Source organism: Streptomyces sp. B8-7 (assembly GCF_058833805.1).
This window is the reverse complement of the sequence record NZ_JBYRRL010000003.1, coordinates 619,790-637,003: the sequence shown is the minus strand read 5'-3', so window position 1 is coordinate 637,003 and position 17,214 is coordinate 619,790. Positions and strand designations below refer to the sequence as shown.

The window sequence follows — 17,214 nt, the reverse complement described above, 5'->3', positions numbered from 1 at the left end:
GCGGCCGCACTCGGAAGGGATCCGCGATGAGCAAGGAGCCCGTGGCCGTCGTCGGCATCGGCCAGACCCGGCACGCCGCCGCACGCCGCGACGTGTCCCTCGCCGGGCTGGTCCGCGAGGCCGCCCGCCGCGCCCTCGACGACGCCGCACTGGACTGGGCGGACCTCGACGCCGTCGTCCTCGGCAAGGCGCCCGACTTCTTCGAGGGCGTGATGATGCCCGAGCTGTACCTCGCCGACGCGCTCGGCGCGGTCGGCAGACCCCTGCTGCGCGTGCACACCGCCGGATCGGTCGGCGGCTCCACCGCCCTCGTCGCGGCGAACCTCGTCGCCGCCCGCGTGCACCGCACCGTCCTCACCCTCGCCTACGAGAAGCAGTCCGAGTCCAACGCCATGTGGGGCCTGTCCCTGCCGGTCCCCTTCCAGCAGCCGCTGCTCGCCGGAGCCGGCGGGTTCTTCGCCCCCCACGTGCGCGCCTACATCCGGCGCAGCGGCGCCCCCGACACGGTCGGCGCGCAGGTGGCCCTCAAGGACCGCCGCAACGCGCTGCGGAACCCCTGCGCCCACCTCCACGAGCACGGCATCACCCTGGAGAAGGTCCAGGCCTCGCCCATGCTGTGGGACCCGATCCGCTACTCCGAGACCTGCCCGTCCTCCGACGGCGCGTGCGCGATGGTGCTCACCGACCGCGCCGGTGCGGCCCGCGCGCCGCACCGGCCCGCCTGGATGCTGGGCGGCGCCATGCGCAGCGAGCCGACCCTGTTCGCGGGCAAGGACTTCGTCTCGCCGCGGGCCGGCCGCGACTGCGCCGCCGACGTCTACCGGCAGGCAGGCGTCACCGATCCGCGCCGCGAGATCGACGCCGCCGAACTGTACGTGCCGTTCTCCTGGTACGAGCCGATGTGGCTGGAGAACCTCGGCTTCGCCGCGCGGGGCGAGGGCTGGAAGCTCACCGAGGCCGGTGTGACCGGGCTCGACGGGGACCTGCCGGTCAACATGTCCGGCGGGGTGCTGTCGGCCAACCCCATCGGCGCCTCCGGCATGATCCGCTTCGCCGAGGCCGCGCTGCAGGTGCGCGGCCAGGCCGGGGAGCACCAGCTGCAGCGGGCCCGCCGGGTGCTCGGCCACGCCTACGGCGGCGGCTCGCAGTTCTTCTCCATGTGGCTGGTGGGGGAGCGGCCCCCGCAGACCTGAGGCGGTCTCCCGGCCGGCCGCGGCGGGCCCTTTCCGGGCGGCCTGTCGGGGGCGCGGGACGATCGATAGGCTGACTGCGGACGACGCGAACCGGGAGGAGCACGGACGTGGCCGAGAGCATCATCCAGCAGCAGCCGCTCGCGGGCTGGGACAAGCCCGAGCTGGACCTCAGCAACGCCGAGTGGCAGTCCAGCAGCCGGGGACTGGGAGATGTGGAGATCGCCTTCGTCGAGGGCTTCGTCGCGATGCGCAACAGCGGCCGCCCCCACAGCCCCACGCTGATCTTCACCCCCGCGGAGTGGGGCGCGTTCGTGTGCAACGCGCGCGAGGGCGAGTTCGACCTCACCTGAGCGGGCCCGGCACGCCGGAACGGCCCCGTCCGGCCGCGCCGCCGCAGGCCGGCCCGCGCACGCCCGCGCCGCGTGTTTCCGCGCCGTACCCGGCCCGGACCTCAGCCGTTCCAGGCCGGTGCCGGTGCCGGTGCCGGTGCCGGTGCCGGTGCCGGTGCCGCGGCTTCGCAGAGCGGCGTGCGCGCGACGGCGTCCGAGAGAACGGCCTCCGCGGCATCCGGCGGCATCCGCTCAGGCGGCACCGGACGGGCCGCCACGCCCCGGGACAGGGCCCCGGCGCGCCGGCCCCGGGGCGCCGGAGAGCCGCGCGCGCCGGTCCGCGCCGCCGCGGGCCGCGCACCGCTCCGGGCCGTCGTGCGGCACCAGCCCGGCGACCACCGGTGTTCCGATCCGGGGGTGTCACCGGCGAATTGCCGGACACGCGTCCGTACGTCAGCACCCCGGGCCGGGCCTGCGCCAGGCTGGGGCGAGGAAGCGCACGGTCGTACCCCAGAGGTGAGGAACATGAGCACCGAGCCGGTCATCGCCGCGGTCGACGGATCGGACGCCAGCCTGCGGGCCCTGGACTGGGCCGTCGACGCCGCCCGCCGCAGGAGGGCTCCCCTGACGGTGGTGCACGTCCGGCACGACATGGCCTGGACCCAGCCCGGCGCCCCGGTCGTGCTGCCCCCGCCCGCCGAGGACGACCCGGTGCTCGCCGACGTCCGCGCCCGGCTCGCCGGCCGGACCGAACCGTCCGGCACCCAGTACGTCGCCCTCGACGGCGCACCGGGCGCGCTGCTGCCGGACCTGGGCGCCGAGGCCGCGCTGCTGGTCCTCGGCACCCGCGGCCGCGGCGGCTTCACCGGGCTCCTGATGGGCTCCAACAGCGTCACGGCCGCACGCGACGCCGAGTGCCCGGTGGTGGTGGTGCCCCCGCCGGGACGCGAGGTGGCCGACGCCCCCGAACCGGAGCCGGGACCACGGGTGGTCGTCGGGCTGAAGGTGGACGGCCCCGACGAGGCCGCGCTCGGTCTCGCCTTCACCGAGGCCGCCCTGCGCAACGCCCGCGTCGAGGCGGTCGCCGCCTACCCCTGGCCCGTCCAGGACTGGTCGGCACCCGGGGAGATCGTCACCGACGCCGTCGACCAGAGCGCCCTCGCCGACGAGACCCTCGCCCTCGCCGAGGGATTCCTCGCCCCGCACCGGGCCCGCCGTCCCGAGGTCCGCGCCGAGGTCCGCACGGTCCCCGGCGACGCGGCGGGTGCCCTCGTCGCCGCCTCGCCCGGAGCCGAACTCACCGTGGTCGGCCGGCACCGGCGCCGTCTGCTGGCGCCCGCCCGCATGCTCGGCTCCGTCACCCACGCGGTGCTGCTGCACGCGGCGAGCCCGGTCGCGGTGGTCCCGCCGGCCCCCGAGAGCGGCTCCTGACCGGCCCGCCGTCCAGGCCTTCACCGGTCTGCGCCCGAGGACTTCGCCGCTCCCCGCCCCCGGACCGCACCGTGGCCCCCGGCCGGCGCCGCGTCCACCGGCCGGTGCCGCGTCCACCGGCCCGGGCGGCCGGAAACCGGCCCGGACAGTAGTGGCCAGACCGGGGCGCGCGGCCTCGCGGAAGCGTACGCTGAGCTGCCTGACGGTCACGGAAGGCACCCGCCGCACCGCGCGGGCACCTCCGTGGCAGGGGGTGGGCAGGCAGGACATGGATCAGCACAGCGAACGATCGTCGGGCACGCTGTTCGAGCGCGAGGGCGAACTCGCCGTCGTCGACCGGGCGCTGGGCGAGCTCACCGGCCTCGCCGCGGACCGCTCCGCGCCGCGCGAGCACGCGCGCGGAGCCCTGCTGGCCTTCGCCGGGCGGGCCGGTATCGGCAAGACCACCCTGCTGCGCGAGGTCCGCCGCCGGGCCGCCGCCCTCGGCTGCACCGTCCTGGCGGCGCGCGGTGGTGACCAGGAGCAGCGCGTCGCCTTCCACGTCGCCCGCCAGCTGCTGCACCCCCAGCTCGCCGGCGGCGCCGAAGGCGACCTGCGGGCCTCGCTGGGCAGTTGGTACGACATCGTCGGCCCCGCCCTCGGCCTGTGCGCCCCGGCCGACGGCGCCCCGCCCGACGCACAGGGCCTGCGCGACGGCCTCGACTGGGTCCTCACCCACCTCGCCGTACGCCGCGCCCCCATGGTGCTCGTCCTCGACGACGCGCACTGGGCCGACCCCGAGTCCCTCGGCTGGCTCGCCGCGTTCGCACCCCGCGCGGAACAGCTGCCGCTGCTCATCGCCGTCGGCTACCGGCCCGACGAACTCCCCGAGCACGCGGAGGCGCTGCGACGGCTGCCCGGCCGGGCCGGCGGCCGCCCCCTGGACCTCGAACCGCTCAGCGCCCGCGCCGTCGCGGGCCTGGTGCGCGAGAGCCTCGGCGCCCACGCCGACGACGCGTTCTGCCGCGAGTGCTGGGCCGTCACCGCGGGCAACCCCTTCGAGACCGTCGAACTGACCGCCAAGGTCCGCGACCGCGGACTGCACCCCAGTGAGTCCGGCGCCCACCTGCTGCGCGACCTGGCCGCCGCCGTCAAGGGCAGCGGTCTCACCGACCGCCTGGACCGGCTCGGCTCCGCCACCGTCCGCTTCGCCTGGGCCTGCGCCGTCCTCGGCACCGAGATCCGCCCGCCGCTCGCCGCCGCCGTCGCCGGACTCGGCCAGGAGGCCGCCGCGGACGCCGCCGACGCCCTGCGCGGCGCCCGCATCCTCACCGGCCCCGAGTCCCCGGCCGGCACGCTGGAGTTCGTCCACCCGCTGGTCGCGACCGCCGTCTACCGGGCCATCCCCGCCGCCGTCCGCGTCGCCCTGCACGGCCAGGCCGCCTGGTGCGTCGTCGAGGCCGGTCTGGGTGCCGGAACCGCCGCCCGCCACCTGCTGGAGACCCACCCCGAGGGCGACTCCTGGGTGGTGCGGCAACTGCGCGCCGCGGCCGCCGAGACCCTCCGCGCCGGCGCCCCCGACGCCGCCTGCCGCTACCTCGCCCGCGCCCTGCGCGAGCCGCCCGCCCCCGAGGACCGCGCCGCCGTCCTGTACGAACTGGGCTGCGCCTCCCTGCTCACCGAACCGGCCACCACCGTCAACCACCTGCGCGCCGCCCTCGACGAGCCCATCGCCGAACCCGCACTGCGCCACCTCATCGTCTACCGGCTCTCCCAGGTGCTCGCGCACAGCGACCACCTCGCGGAGGCCTCCGGCACCCTCGCCCGTGAGATCCGCCGCACCGGCGACGCCCGCGTCCGGCTGCGGATGACGGCCGAACAGTTCATGTGGGACGCCTTCCGCGCCGACGAACCCGACCACCCCGCCCGCTCCCGCCGCCTGGCCCGGCTCGCCGACCGGCTGACCGGCCGCGACCTCACCGAGCGCTACATCATCGGCCTGCGCACCTGGGACGCCGTCCAGCGCGGCGAACCCGCCCGGGTCGCCCTCCACCACGCCGAACGCGCCCTGGCCGGCGGCCTCGGCTGGGCCGAGCCCGACCGCGGTTTCGAGGTGCCCGTCCTGGTCGCGCTCGCCTTCATGTACGCCGACCGGCCCGGCCGCACCGAGGAACTGTTCGCCGCCGGCACCGCCGACTTCGAACGCCAGGGCTGGCGCGGCGCACACCTGTCGTTCGCCTACACGCTCCTCGGCTATGTCCGCCTCCGCCGCGGCAGGCTCGCCGAGGCGGAGGACTTCGTCCGCGCCGGACTGCGCCTGGCCGGGCGGGTCGGCCCCGACACCCCCGCCCACTGGTACGCCGTCGGCATCCTCATCGAGATCCTCCTGGCCCGCGGCCGGGTGGACGAGGCCGCCCGCATCGGCGACGACCACCACTTCGGCGCGCCCTACCCGGCCGCCGTGGTCTTTCCCGACGCCCAGACCGTCAAGGGCGAACTCCTCCTCGCCCGCGGCCGTGTCGAGGAGGCGGTCGCCGAACTCACCGCCGCCGGACGCCGGCTGGACCCGCGCGGCATCCGCAACCCCGCCTGGTGCCCCTGGCAGCTCCACCTCGCCCGCGCCCAGCGCCGGCACGCCCCCGAGCAGGCCCTCGCCACCGCCGGTGAAGCCCTCTCCCGCGCCCGCCAGTTCGGCACCCCGTCCGCCGTCGGCCAGGCCCTGCGCACCGTCGCCGCGGTCTCCGCCGGGCCGGCCAGGATCGCCCGCCTCGAAGAGGCCGTCGCCCACCTCACCCGCTCCCCGGCCGCCTACGAACTGGCCTGCGCCCTGGTCTCGCTCGGCACGGAGCTGCGCCGGGCCGGCCGCCCCGCCGAAGCCGCCGACCACCTCTGCCGGGGCCTGGACGCCGCCGTGCAGTGCGGAGCCGACGGACTGGCCGCCACCGCCCGGGAGGAGCTCGGCGCCGCCGGCCTGCGCCCGCGCCGCCTGCACGGCACCGAGACGGACACCCTCACCAGCAGGGAGCGCCGGGCCGCCGCGCTCGCGCTGCGCGGCCGCACCCCCGGCGAGATCGCCCGCGACCTGCGCACCGACGAGCCCGCCGTCACCCGTCTGCTGTCCGCCGTCTACCGCAAGATCGGCACCGACGCCGAGGGCCTCGCCTCGGCGCTGGGAGGCGGCTGACCCCCGCCCCCCCGCCCCGCCGGCCCCGGGCCCGCCCGCACGGCACCGTCGGCCTCCGGCCACGTACCATGGCGGCATGTCGTTCCTCCGCCGCCGCAGCGCCACCCCCGCCGGCCCCGAATTCGACGTCCTGGCCATGGACCCGGGCGACTGGCCCGGCAATCTCGGCGCCGGTCTGCTGCCCGCCCCCGACGGCACCTGCCAGGGCGTGTTCCTGCGCTACGACCTGTTCGGCGGCCGCGGACCCGCGATGATCATCGGCAATCTGCCCCAGGGCTCCCCGGCCCGGGTGACCGACGAGAGCCAGATCCCCTTCGAGGTGGCGCAGCTGCTGATGGCGCTGGAGAACGACGAGGAGGTCACCGTCACCGGCGTCGAGGACGTGCCCGTCATGCAGGGCGACAACCTCCTCGTCGTGCGCCGTCTCAAGCTCTCCGAGAGCCGCATCTCCTGCGTCCAGTTCGACCGCAGCGACCAGGTGCTGGTCACCATCGCCGCCTGGGACCGTCCCATCACCGACGACCTGTACGCGCTGCTGAAGCCGCTGCCCGCCGAACTGTTCCAGCAGGGCTGAGCCCGCGAGGGGCCAGGCCGGGCCGTCTACGGCGGCCCGGCCCGTCCCTGTCAGGACCCCGACGGCGCCACCCGGACGTCGGCCGCCCGCACGAACGCCACCCGGTGGCCGAACTGGATCTCGTAGTAGACGTCCTCACCCGTCACCACGCGATGGCTCGCGGGGTCGAAGCCGACCGCGTAGAGGTACTCGCCGGGCACCCGGTCGCCCACCACGTACCGTTGCCCCGCCGGCAGCCGGTACGGCAGCGGCGACACCGGCTGCACCGGCACCCCGGCCGGGTAGGCGCCCGCCTCCGGGTAGGCCCGGCCGTACACCGGGACGCTCTCCAGGCCGTCCCGGGGCGTGACCACCAGCCCCCTGGCGGGTACGGCCGCGGGCTCCCGCGGCGGGTTGCGGAACCAGGCCTTCTGCCCCAGGTACCAGACCGCCGTCCAGTCGCCCGCACGGCCGGCCACCGCGAACTGCTGGCCGGTGGACACACGTGCCCCGACGTCGTTGACGTCGATCGTGGAGTCACCGCCGTCCGGCCGCAGCCCGATGTCCTTGACCAGGGGATACGACGCCCCGGGCCCGGAGTGCAGCCGCACCGCGCCCGACCCGTGCACCGGGCACGCCCCGCCCCCGCCCGCGCACCCCGTGTAGGCGGGCCGGTTCGCCGCGTAGCCGGGCCGGATCGTCACCAGCCCGCCGCGCGGCCCCGCACTCGCCCGCAGCGGCCGGCCCAGCAGAGCGAAGTAGTGCGCCCAGTCCCAGTACGGGCCCGGATCGGTGTGCATGCCGGGCACGGTCGCCGCGGTCGGGCCGGGCACGGTGTCGTGGCCGAGGATGTGCTGCCGGTCCAGCGGGACGCCGTACCGGTGGGCGAGGTGGCGGACCAGCCGCGCCGACGACCGGTACATCGCCTCCGTGTACCAGGAGTCGGGGGCGGCCAGGAACCCCTCGTGCTCCAGGCCGACCGACGTGGCGTTGACGTACCAGTTGCCGGCGTGCCACGCGACGTCCTTCGCCCGCACATGCTGGGCTACGTGGCCGTCCGTCGAGCGCAGCGTGTAGTTCCACGACACGTAGGTGGGATCCTGCACCAGGTTCAGGACGCCCTCCCAGCCGCCCTCCGTGTCGTGCACCACGATGTACCGGATGCGCTGGGAGGCGGGCCGCTCACCGAGGTCGTGGTTGCCGTAGTCGCCGTCGCCGAACTCCTCGTACGGAGCCGGGATCCATGCGCAGGACACCGTCCGCGGGCACTCCGTGCCGGCCGCGGCCGCCGCGCGCAGTCCGGCGCGGGCCGGCGGACCGGTGTCGGGGACGACGTCCGGGCGGGCCGCGAGCACCACCCGCTGGCCGGCGTCCGTGAACCGCTCCGCGCCGCTGCGGAGCACCTCGTACACGTCGTTCGCGTACGCCGCGCCGGCCGCCGGGTCGTCGGCGCCGGAGAAGGCGGCCACCGCCCGGTACCAGTCGGCCGGACCGGCGCCGGCCGGCTCGCCCAGCGCGCGCTGCTCGGAGGCGAGCAGCGCGGCACCGCCCGCCACGTTCGCCACCGGGTCGGTGCGCAGCGCCTCGGGGCTCAGCCCGGTCAGCTCCGCGGCCGCGGGCAGGGTCCGCAGCCGGGCGGGCGGTTCGGCCGGCTCCGGCAGCCGCGCCGCCGGCCGCAGCGCGGCGCGTGCGCCGTCTCCCCGGGGGTCCTCGGTGCCCTCGCCGTGATGCGCCGCCGCGGCGAGCGCCGTCCGCACGTCGGTCAGGTGCATCGGACCGTAGCCGCCGGTCACGCTCGGTGCCCCGGGATGCGAGTCCCAGCGGGACTGCAGGTACGACACGGCCATCAGCACGCTCTGCGGCACCCGGTACGCGGCCGCCGCCGCGGCGAACGCCCGCTGCAGACGGCCCGCGGGGCCCGCCGCGGCCGTCGGTCCGCCCGTGGTCCCGGCGGGGGCCGCGCCCAGCAGCGGCAGCAGCAGGGCGGCCGCCGCGACCGCGCCGGCCGTACGGCGCGCACGTCGGCGGCGGGCCGCTCCGGGAACAGCGGTGACGGGTCGTCGCACAACGGCCTCCTGTGACGGTCGGGCGTGATGAACCGTGCCGGGCCGGGCGGGGGAGTGCTACCGGCATGCCGACGGTCCGTCAATCATGCCCACAGGAGGCTGTATTCCCATGTCAACGCCGGATGCGCGGAGTTTCGCGATGGCGGGCGGTGGGCCTGCGCGGCGTCGGAGGCGTACACCTGTACCCCTTCCGGCCGCGGAGCCGGCCGCCCCGCGGGCGCGGGACCCGGCGGGCCGGGCGCAGTCCCCTGCGGTGCCGCACCCCGGGGAGGGGCGGGGAACCGCGCGCCCTGCCGCGACGGCGCGGCGGTCGCCGGCGCCCTGCCGCGGCGCTTGCGGCGGAGAGTCCGGCGCCGGTGGGCCGCGGTGCGCCCAGGAGGCGTGCGCACCGCGGGGCGGAGCGGGGCCCGCCCAGCCCGTCAGCGGGTGCCGACCGCCGCGCGGACGGCCCGGCGGGCCATCTGGCAGTCGTCGTGCAGCCGCCTGAGCAGCAGCCGCTGCTCCTCGCCGGACGGCACGGCACCCGGGTGGGCGGCGCCCTGCGCGACCGGGGCCGCCTCGTCCATCGAACGCTGCACGGCGGTCTCGTAGGTGCGGATCTCCCGGGTGAGGACCAGCATCAGGTTCACCAGGAACGCGTCCCGCGAGGCGGGCCCGGCCGCCTGCGCGATCTGGCTGATCTGCCGCCGCGCCACGGGGGCGTCCCCGAGCACCGACCACAGAGTGGCGAGGTCGTAGCCGGGCAGGTACCAGCCGGCGTGCTCCCAGTCGACCAGCACCGGTCCGGCGGGCGACAGCAGCACGTTGTTGAGCAGTGCGTCGCCGTGGCAGAACTGCCCCATGCCCTGCCGGCCGGAGCTCGCCGCGATGCCGTGCAGCAGCTTCTGCAGGTCGCCCAGATCCCGGTCGGTGAGCAGCCCGAGTTCGTGGTAGCGGGAGATCCGGGCCGCGTAGTCCAGGGGCGCGTCGAAGGTGCCCGCCGGCGGCCGCCACGAGTTCAGCCGGCAGACCGCGCCCAGCGTCGCCCGGATGTCGGCGCGCGGCGGGGCCTCCACGGGGTGGCGCTGCAGGGCGGCCACCCGTCCCGGCATCCGCTCCAGCACCAGGGTGCCGTTGTCCGGGTCCGCCGCGATCAGCCGCGGCACCCGCACCGGGGGGCGCTGCCGCACGAACGAGCGGTAGGCAGCTATCTCGTGCCGGCTGCGCTCCGCCCAGGCCGGGGACCGGTCCGTTAAGCACTTGGCGACCGCGGTGCTGCGCCCGGTCGTTCCGACCAGGAGCACCGAGCGTCCGCTGCGGCGCAGCACCTGCACCGGGGTGAACTCCGGGCAGATCCGGTGCACCGCGGCGATCGCCGCGCGCAACTGGGCGCCCTGGGGGCCGGACAGGTCCAGTCGCCCGCTCAGCGGCTGCCCGCCGGGTCCCGCCGCGCGCCGCGTCCGGCCCGCGCCGAGGGCGGGGGCGGGCGGCCGCGCGGGGGTGAGATAGGGGCCGCCGCCCGGTGGGGGCGCTTCCCCCGTGCGGGTGGTACCGGGCGCCGGGGGGCGCGGGCGCAGCGGCCGGGGCGGGGCGGACACGGAGGACGATGCTGCGTACATGGGCGATACAGATCCCTTCGTGAGCCCTACGACAGTGCGCCACCCGTCCCGGCCGCCGACGCGCATCCTGGGGAATGCACCTGGTCCCGTGTTCCGGGGGAGAGCCGGCGACCGGGTCGGGGTGGCGCGTTCCTACCTGACACCCGGCGCCCCGTGGCACACCATCTGGCGCACCCTGGCGAACCCTGGCGAATAGTCGCCCGGCAACTCCGCACGGGCTACGGTCAACTCAGCCGAGAACCTGGGGGCTTGACGTGAGCGGACAACCCAACACCCGCCTTGCGGACCTGTTCGGCCTGGCCGGCTGGTCCAAAGGAGAACTCGCGAGGCTGGTCAACCGGCAGGCGGCGGCCATGGGCCACCCCCAGCTGGCGACCGACACCTCGCGGGTGCGGCGGTGGATCGACATGGGAGAGATCCCGCGCGACCCTGTACCGCGGGTGCTGGCGGCCCTGTTCACCGAGCGTCTCGGCCGTGTCGTGACCATCGAGGACCTCGGTCTGGTCCGGCAGGGGCGTGCCGGCAGACGGCAGGCCGGCGGGAGTCAGCAGCATCCCGACGGCGTGCCGTGGGCGCCCGAGCGGACCGCCGCGGTCCTCACCGAATTCACGGGAATGGACCTCATGCTCAACCGACGCGGCTTGGTGGGCGCGGGCGCCGCGCTCGCCGCGGGACCCGTACTCAGCAGCGCCATGCACGACTGGCTGCACACCGACCCGGTGCCGGTCTCCGGCGCTTCAGCCCCCGACTCCCTTCTCCACGCCGACCCCGTCGGGTTCGACCGGTACGAGGCCGCCCCCATCGGGTCGCAGGAGATCGAGGAACTGGAGCGCTCGGTGGAGGTGTTCCGGGCCTGGGACGCGGCCCGCGGCGGCGGCCTTCAGCGCAAGGCGGTCGTGGGCCAGCTGAACGAGGTGGGCGGAATCCTCGCCTACCACCATCCTCCTCACCTCCAGCGGCGCCTGTGGGGCGTCGCCGCCAACCTGGCCGTCCTCGCGGGCTGGATGTCGCACGACGTCGGCCTCGAACCCACGGCCCAGAAGTACTTCGTCATCGCCGCGCATGCCGCCCGCGAGGGCGGTGACCGGCCCCGGGCCGGGGAGGCGCTCTCCCGGGCGGCCCGTCAGATGGTTCATCTGGGCAGGCCCGGTGACGCGCTCGACCTGATGAAGCTGGCGCAGTCCGGCGCCGGCGAGCGGGTGCTGCCGCGCACCCGCGCGATGTTCCACACCATCGAGGCCTGGGCGCAGGCGTCGATGGGAAAGGGGCAGGCGATGCGGCGCACCCTCGGCCGGGCGGAGGACCTGTTCGTCTCCGACCGGGCCGACGAGGCGCCGCCGGACTGGATGCAGCTGTTCGACGAGGCGGACCTGTACGGCATGCAGGCGCTGTCCTACCGCACGCTGGCCGAGTTCGAGCCGGAGGCCGCGGTCCACGCCCGGTACTACGCGGACAAGGCCCTGGCACTGCGGGTCGACGCACAGGAGCGGTCGAAGATCTTCGACTTCCTGTCCATGGCCTCGGCCTGCTTCATCGCGGACGATCCGGAGCAGGCGGACAGCTTCGCCCGGCTCGCCCTGGTGTCGATGGGTCAGAACTCCTCCCGGCGCACCTGGGACCGGCTGCGCCAGATGTACCGGCTCACCGCCGAGTACGCCGAGTACCCGAAGATCAGCGACCTCCGGGAGGAGATCCGGCTCGCGCTGCCCAGGACGAAGGGCAAAGGAGGTGTCGCGCCGGCTTAGGAGCTCCGTCCCCCGGTGTGCGCCGGCGGCGGCGCGGACCGGCCGGAGCCGGAGGCGCAGGGCAGCCGGCCCCGATGGGGGCACGGTACGGGGGGAGTTCACCGCGGGTGCGGGTGCGGGTGCGGGTGCGGTGCGGGTCCGCGTGCTGCGCCGTGGCCGGTCCGTCGGCGGCGCCGTCGGCCACGCGTCCCGCAGGGCGTCCGGCGGTCCCCTTCCCCGTGCCGTCCGGCGGTGCGGCGGGGTCCCGGCCGGAGCAGCCGCGTCACCGGGTGACCCTGGCGGCGAGTACGCAGGTGTCGTCCTCGTGCGCCGCCGCGTCGAGTTCCGCCACGACGAGGCGCAGGCAGTCCCGTGCCGTGTGCGCGGCGGTGAGGCGTGGGGCGAGGTCCAGCAGGCGGCGGGTGGCCGTCTCGTCGTCACCGGGGACCAGGGCCGCGGTGTGCAGCAGCAGCACGTCGCCGGGTTCCAGGGCGGTCTCGGTCTCCGCGTAGGCGGTGTGCGCGGTGGCGCCGAGCGGGACCGCTCCGCCCGGAGCCGGGAGTCTGCGCCCTGTTCCGCCGCGGAAGAGCAGCGGGGCGGGGTGTCCGGCCTGTGCCCACACCAGGGTGCGGGTGGCGGGCCGGTAACGGCCGCACACGGCACTGCCGAGGGCCGGTTCGGCGGTGGCGTCGAGGAGCTGGTTCAGCCAGGACAGCAGGAGGCCGGGGCCGGTGCCGGCCATCGCCATGCCGCGGACCGCGCCGAGCAGCATCGCGATGCCCGAGGCGGCGGCCACGCCCTGTCCGGTGAGGTCGCCGACACCGAGCAGGGTCTCGCCGTCGGACAGTTCGAGGGTGTCGTACCAGCCGCCGCCGAGCGGTGTCCCGGCGGCGGGCGGGATGCGGTGGGCGGCCAGGTCGAGCGCGGGCGGGAGGGCGGAGCGGGCGGGGGAGAGCGCCGAGGGGAGGGTGCCCGATCCCTGGTGAGGCAGCCGCGGGGTGCCGCGCCACGACGGCAGGACGGCCTCCTGGAGTTCGGCCGCCAGCCGGTGCTCGCTCTGCGCCCGCCGCCGGTGGTCGTACAGCGAGTCGCGGGTCTCGCGCACCGCCTGCCGGCTGCGGCGCAGCGCGCTGACGTCCCGCAGTACGGCCCACATCGAGGCGGTACCGCCGTCGGCGCCGAGGACGGGTTCGCCCATCATGTGGACGGTACGGACCTCGCCGTCCGGCCGTACGACGCGGAACTCGCCGTCGATGCGCCGGGCGTCGACGAGGCAGTCCGTGACCATCGCGGTTAGCAGCGGCCGGTCCTCGTCGGGCACCAGGGAGGGCAGTTCGTCGAGGGTCAGCGGGGCGGTGGCGGGGTCGCGGCCGAGGATCTCGTACAGCTCGCCGGACCAGCTCGCCTCGTCGGTCAGCAGGTTCCACTCCGCGCTGCCGACGCGGCCGAGCAGCGCTGCGGCCCCGGCGGCACCGCCGGTCGCGCTGCCGGCCGCGGGCGGTCCGGCAGCGGGGGCGGCCGGGCCGTCGCGCAGCTGGGCGAGGTGCTCGTCGAGGTCGTCGAGCTGGTGCAGGGCGAGGTCGCACAGGGCGCGCTGCCAGCGGTCCCGGGGGTCGGTCCCGTCGCCCGGCACGTCCTGCCGCACCGCGTCCATGTCGCCTCTGAGCCGCCGCGTCTGCGTGATGAGCGCGTCGACGGTGCCACGCCCTGGCGGCTGGGCGGCCGGGCGGTCCGCGGAGAGATGGGGCGGCATGACGCACTCCGGAAGGCGGGTCTGAACGACCGGGACTGTCGGCGGGCTGTCGGTGACCCGGCGGGCCCGGCGGGCTGTCGGCGGGCCGACCGGACCGCCGGAAGCTGTCGCCGGGCCGCGATGGGACGGTTACGACTGTTGCACAGCGCGCGACGCCCCGTAAGGGATTCGGCGACACACGAGACGGCGGTGCTTCTGGCATATGCCAGTGTCTTCCCGATGGATCCCCGGCGCACCCCCCGGCCACCTCGGGGCCTGCGCAAGTCGTAGGCGGTATACGTGAGTTGACGCAGTGCGGGGAGCCTCCGCCGCGACCCGTCCGCCAGTTCGACGGTCGTTTGTTCCCTTCTGTGGGAGCGCGATGAGGGGTGTGGTGCAGGTCACACGGATTCCTGGCGTGGCCGGTGTCATGCCGAGCCCCGAGCGAGGTCGTACTTGCGGGCCGGAACACCGGCCTCGCCCGCGCGCAGGAGGACGCCCATGCACATCACGCTCGAACAGCCCGCTCCCGCCCGGCTGATCACCGCGGACGAGCAGGAACTGCCCGTCCCCGCGACCCTGCGCTACGACTCCCGCGACCCGCTGGCGATGCAGATCGACTTCCCGCCCGAGGTCTCCCTGGAGGGCGAGGGCGTGACCTGGACCTTCGCCCGCGCCCTCCTCTCGCAGGGCCTGGAAGGCCCGGCGGGCAACGGGGACGTGCACATCTGGCCCTGCGGCCCGGCCGACACCGTGCTGGAGTTCCACTCGCCCCACGGCATGGCCCTGCTCCAGTTCGACACCGCCGCCCTCGGCCGGTTCCTGGTGCGCACCTACGCCGTCGTCGGGACGGGCCGCGAGGACGAGGACCTCGCCCAGGCCGTCGAGCGCGGCCTGAGCGCCCTGTTCGACGGAGTCTGAACCGCGGGCGCGGGGGTGCGCGGACAGACGAGCGGAAGGCGGCCGCCGCCCCGCCCGCGGACACGCCGCCCGGCCGGGCGCCCGGGGCGCGCCCGGCGTCAGCGGCCGCTCACCCGTACAGCGCCGGGCGCGGGGCGAGTTCGACGGCCACCCGGCCGCCGTTCTCCTGCGCCCGGACCCCCGCCTCCGCGACCGCGGACGCCGCGTAGCCGTCCCAGGCGCTGGGACCGGTGACCCGTCCGCGCCGGGTGTCGTCCACCCATGCCTGGACCTGGCGGTCGTAGGCGTCGGCGAACCGCACCAGGTAGTCCTGCGCGACGCGTTCGCCCGCGGAGCCCGCCGAGGTGATCCGGACCCCGCGGTCCTCTCCGATGCGGACGCTGCCCGCCTCGCACACCGCCTCGCACCGCACCTCGTAGCCGAAGCCGCAGTTGACGAACACCTCCACGTCCACGAGCGCCCCGCCGTCCGTCTCGAACAGCACGAACTGCGGGTCCCGCAGCCCCGCCGGGGCCAGCGAGGAAGGGCGCGGGCGCACCACGGTCACCGCGGTCAGCTCCTGGCCCAGCAGCCAGCGCGCCGCATCGATCTCGTGCGTCACCGAACTCCCGATCAGCATCCCGGAGGTGAAGTCCGGCGGCGAGGACACGTTCCGGTGCACGCAGTGCAGCATCAGCGGCCGCCCCAGCCGCCCTTCGTCCAGGACCTCCTTCAGCCGGCGGTACTCGGCGTCATGGCGCCGCATGAACCCGATCCGGGCCAGCCGCCGGCCGAGCCGTGCCTCCGCCTCCACCACCCGCAGCGCACCGGCGGAGCCCGGCACCATCGGCTTCTCGCACAGCACCGGCAGCCCGCGGGCGAACGCGGCCAGCAGCGCCTTCTCATGGGCCTCGCCCGGCGAGGCGACCAGCACCGCCCGCACCCCCGGCGCGTCCAGGGCGGCCTCCGGCTCGGCGTGCACGCTCACCCCGTCGATCCCCGCCGCGGCGCGCCCGGCACGGTCGGTGTCGGGATCGGCGACCGCGGCGACCCGCGCCCCGCTCACCACCCGGTCCAGCCGGCGGACATGGTCCGCCCCCATGTGGCCGGCGCCCAGCACCGCCACGCCCAGCAGGTCACTCACCCGTGCCCTCCCCAGATGCCCGGCCGGCGCTCCCGCCCGCCGTCCGTTCCGTCGCAGCGTAGGCCGGTCGTCGTCACGGGCGGCGGGCGGGGGCCCCGGCGCCGCGGAGGGGCGCTCGGGCGGAGGGCCGCGGTCAACCCCTCCCGACGGGCGGCCGCGGCGCGGCCGACGGCCGCTGCCGGGCCCGTCCGCTCCGGGCGTGCGGCCCGCCCCGGCCGGTGGCACGCGGCCGTTCGGGCGGCAGCGCCGCACGGGGGCTCAGTAGCGCAGGACGCCCGCGATGCCGCCGGCCTCGCCCAGCGTGCCGTCCGGGACGAAGCGGACCTCCGCGCCGGTCTCCAGGCACTGCTCGACGATCTCGTCGACGATGTCCTCCCGGGCGTCGAGGTCGCCGCCGAGGGCGGGCACCAGGTGCTCGCCGTCGTCGCGCACCACGATCCGGTAGTTCTCCTCGACGGCGAGCAGCCGCACCCGGGCGTCCCGCGCGTTCTGCCACACCTCGTCCACCCCGGCCGCGAACTCCCGCCGCCCGCGCGCCGACTCCAGCTCCGCCGCCACCCGGTCGGTGCCGCGTTCGGCCTCCTCCGCCACGACCGGGCTGAGCGCCTGCCACACCGTCTCCGCCGTCGCGTGCGCCAGCCCGCCGCGCGGCACCTGCACCGCGTTCCGGGTGTGCAGGCCCGCCTCCTGCAACGCGGACAGCGCGGCCGGGTCGCCGGTGACGTACACCGGGCGCGGGGCGGCGCGCAGTACCGCGCCCATGGCCGTGTCGGCGTCGCGCAGGAAGCGGCGGACACCCTCGTCGCGGAACGTGCTCGGGCTGTCCCCGATGCGCTCGCGCCGCTCGGGGTCGAAGTTCTCCGCCTGCCGGGTCAGCGGGAAGCCGCCGGAGTGCTCCTCGGCGACCCGGTCCGCCCCGCCGTTCCACAGCGTGACGCGGTCGGCGGACACCGACAGCGCCCAGAACGGCTGCTCGGCGGCGCGCGCCGAGACCAGGTTGCGGGTGAGGAAGGTGTCGGAGAGCACGACCCGCTCGGGCACCGCACGGGTCAGCGACCACACCTGGTGCTCACCCGGAGCCGCGAAGATCACCAGGCCCTCCTCGGTGTGCGCGAGGTCGACCTCGGCGAGTGCGAGGTCGAGGTGCTCCGCCACGTCCGACCGCCGCTCCCGGGTCACCGCGGGGTCGGTCTCCAACTGCCGCTTGGCCTCGGCCACCACGTTGCGCAGCCGGACCGGATCCTGGGCGTTGTCGGGCTCGCGGCGGTGCGTCGGCGTCAGCACCGACACCGCGGGGTAGGGGCGCGGGCGCCGCAGTTCACTGAGGACCGTGGGGGTGAGTGCGTGCTCCATGACAGCACCATAGGTCCAATCCGCTGGT

General features: G+C 76.3%; 12 protein-coding genes. 7 read left to right on the top strand and 5 right to left on the bottom strand.

Features of this window, described 5'->3' with window-relative positions:
* Window positions 1–26: 26 nt before the first annotated feature.
* The 5 genes from AC5K6T_RS17940 (at window position 27) to AC5K6T_RS17920 (ending at window position 6,690) form a co-directional block, all read left to right on the top strand.
* Window positions 27–1,193 carry a thiolase family protein gene (locus AC5K6T_RS17940; protein ID WP_493210219.1) on the top strand — a complete coding sequence of 389 codons (1,167 nt, stop codon included), beginning with the start codon at window positions 27–29 and terminating at the stop codon, window positions 1,191–1,193.
* A gap of 107 nt (window positions 1,194–1,300) precedes the next feature.
* A complete protein-coding gene (locus AC5K6T_RS17935) occupies window positions 1,301–1,543 on the top strand; it encodes a DUF397 domain-containing protein (RefSeq protein WP_493210217.1) in 243 nt (80 codons plus the stop codon).
* Between the two features lie 504 nt (window positions 1,544–2,047).
* Window positions 2,048–2,953 carry a universal stress protein gene (locus AC5K6T_RS17930; protein WP_493210216.1) on the top strand — a complete coding sequence of 302 codons (906 nt, stop codon included), beginning with the start codon at window positions 2,048–2,050 and terminating at the stop codon, window positions 2,951–2,953.
* Window positions 2,954–3,221: 268 nt separating this feature from the next.
* Window positions 3,222–6,116: an ATP-binding protein gene (locus AC5K6T_RS17925; protein ID WP_493210215.1), complete on the top strand. Its 2,895-nt coding sequence runs from the start codon at window positions 3,222–3,224 to the stop codon at window positions 6,114–6,116.
* 76 nt (window positions 6,117–6,192) lie between these two features.
* Window positions 6,193–6,690, top strand: coding sequence for a hypothetical protein (locus AC5K6T_RS17920; RefSeq protein ID WP_493210213.1), 498 nt, complete (start codon window positions 6,193–6,195; stop codon window positions 6,688–6,690).
* A 50-nt stretch (window positions 6,691–6,740) separates the two neighbouring features.
* Here AC5K6T_RS17920 and AC5K6T_RS17915 read toward each other — a convergent pair whose 3' ends face one another.
* Window positions 6,741–8,735 (bottom strand): N-acetylmuramoyl-L-alanine amidase, encoded by a 1,995-nt coding sequence (locus AC5K6T_RS17915; protein WP_493210212.1) that lies wholly within the window; start codon window positions 8,733–8,735, stop codon window positions 6,741–6,743.
* 419 nt (window positions 8,736–9,154) lie between these two features.
* Window positions 9,155–10,333 carry an aminoglycoside phosphotransferase family protein gene (locus AC5K6T_RS17910; protein WP_493210211.1) on the bottom strand — a complete coding sequence of 393 codons (1,179 nt, stop codon included), beginning with the start codon at window positions 10,331–10,333 and terminating at the stop codon, window positions 9,155–9,157.
* A gap of 254 nt (window positions 10,334–10,587) precedes the next feature.
* Between AC5K6T_RS17910 and AC5K6T_RS17905 the strand changes: the two genes are divergently transcribed.
* Complete coding sequence (locus AC5K6T_RS17905; protein WP_493210210.1) at window positions 10,588–12,078, top strand: DNA-binding protein NsdB; 1,491 nt, start codon at window positions 10,588–10,590, stop codon at window positions 12,076–12,078.
* Between the two features lie 262 nt (window positions 12,079–12,340).
* On the opposite strand, the gene AC5K6T_RS17900 is transcribed toward AC5K6T_RS17905, so the two are convergent.
* Window positions 12,341–13,810, bottom strand: coding sequence for a PP2C family protein-serine/threonine phosphatase (locus AC5K6T_RS17900; RefSeq protein ID WP_493210209.1), 1,470 nt, complete (start codon window positions 13,808–13,810; stop codon window positions 12,341–12,343).
* Window positions 13,811–14,290: 480 nt separating this feature from the next.
* Here AC5K6T_RS17900 and AC5K6T_RS17895 point away from each other — a divergent pair, with 480 nt between their 5' ends.
* Window positions 14,291–14,710, top strand: coding sequence for an SsgA family sporulation/cell division regulator (locus AC5K6T_RS17895; RefSeq protein WP_493210208.1), 420 nt, complete (start codon window positions 14,291–14,293; stop codon window positions 14,708–14,710).
* Between the two features lie 109 nt (window positions 14,711–14,819).
* Here the strand turns inward: AC5K6T_RS17895 and AC5K6T_RS17890 are convergent, their stop codons facing one another.
* Window positions 14,820–15,833 carry a Gfo/Idh/MocA family protein gene (locus AC5K6T_RS17890; protein ID WP_493210206.1) on the bottom strand — a complete coding sequence of 338 codons (1,014 nt, stop codon included), beginning with the start codon at window positions 15,831–15,833 and terminating at the stop codon, window positions 14,820–14,822.
* 258 nt (window positions 15,834–16,091) lie between these two features.
* Window positions 16,092–17,186: a baeRF3 domain-containing protein gene (locus AC5K6T_RS17885; protein ID WP_493210205.1), complete on the bottom strand. Its 1,095-nt coding sequence runs from the start codon at window positions 17,184–17,186 to the stop codon at window positions 16,092–16,094.
* Between the last annotated feature and the right edge of the window lie 28 nt (window positions 17,187–17,214).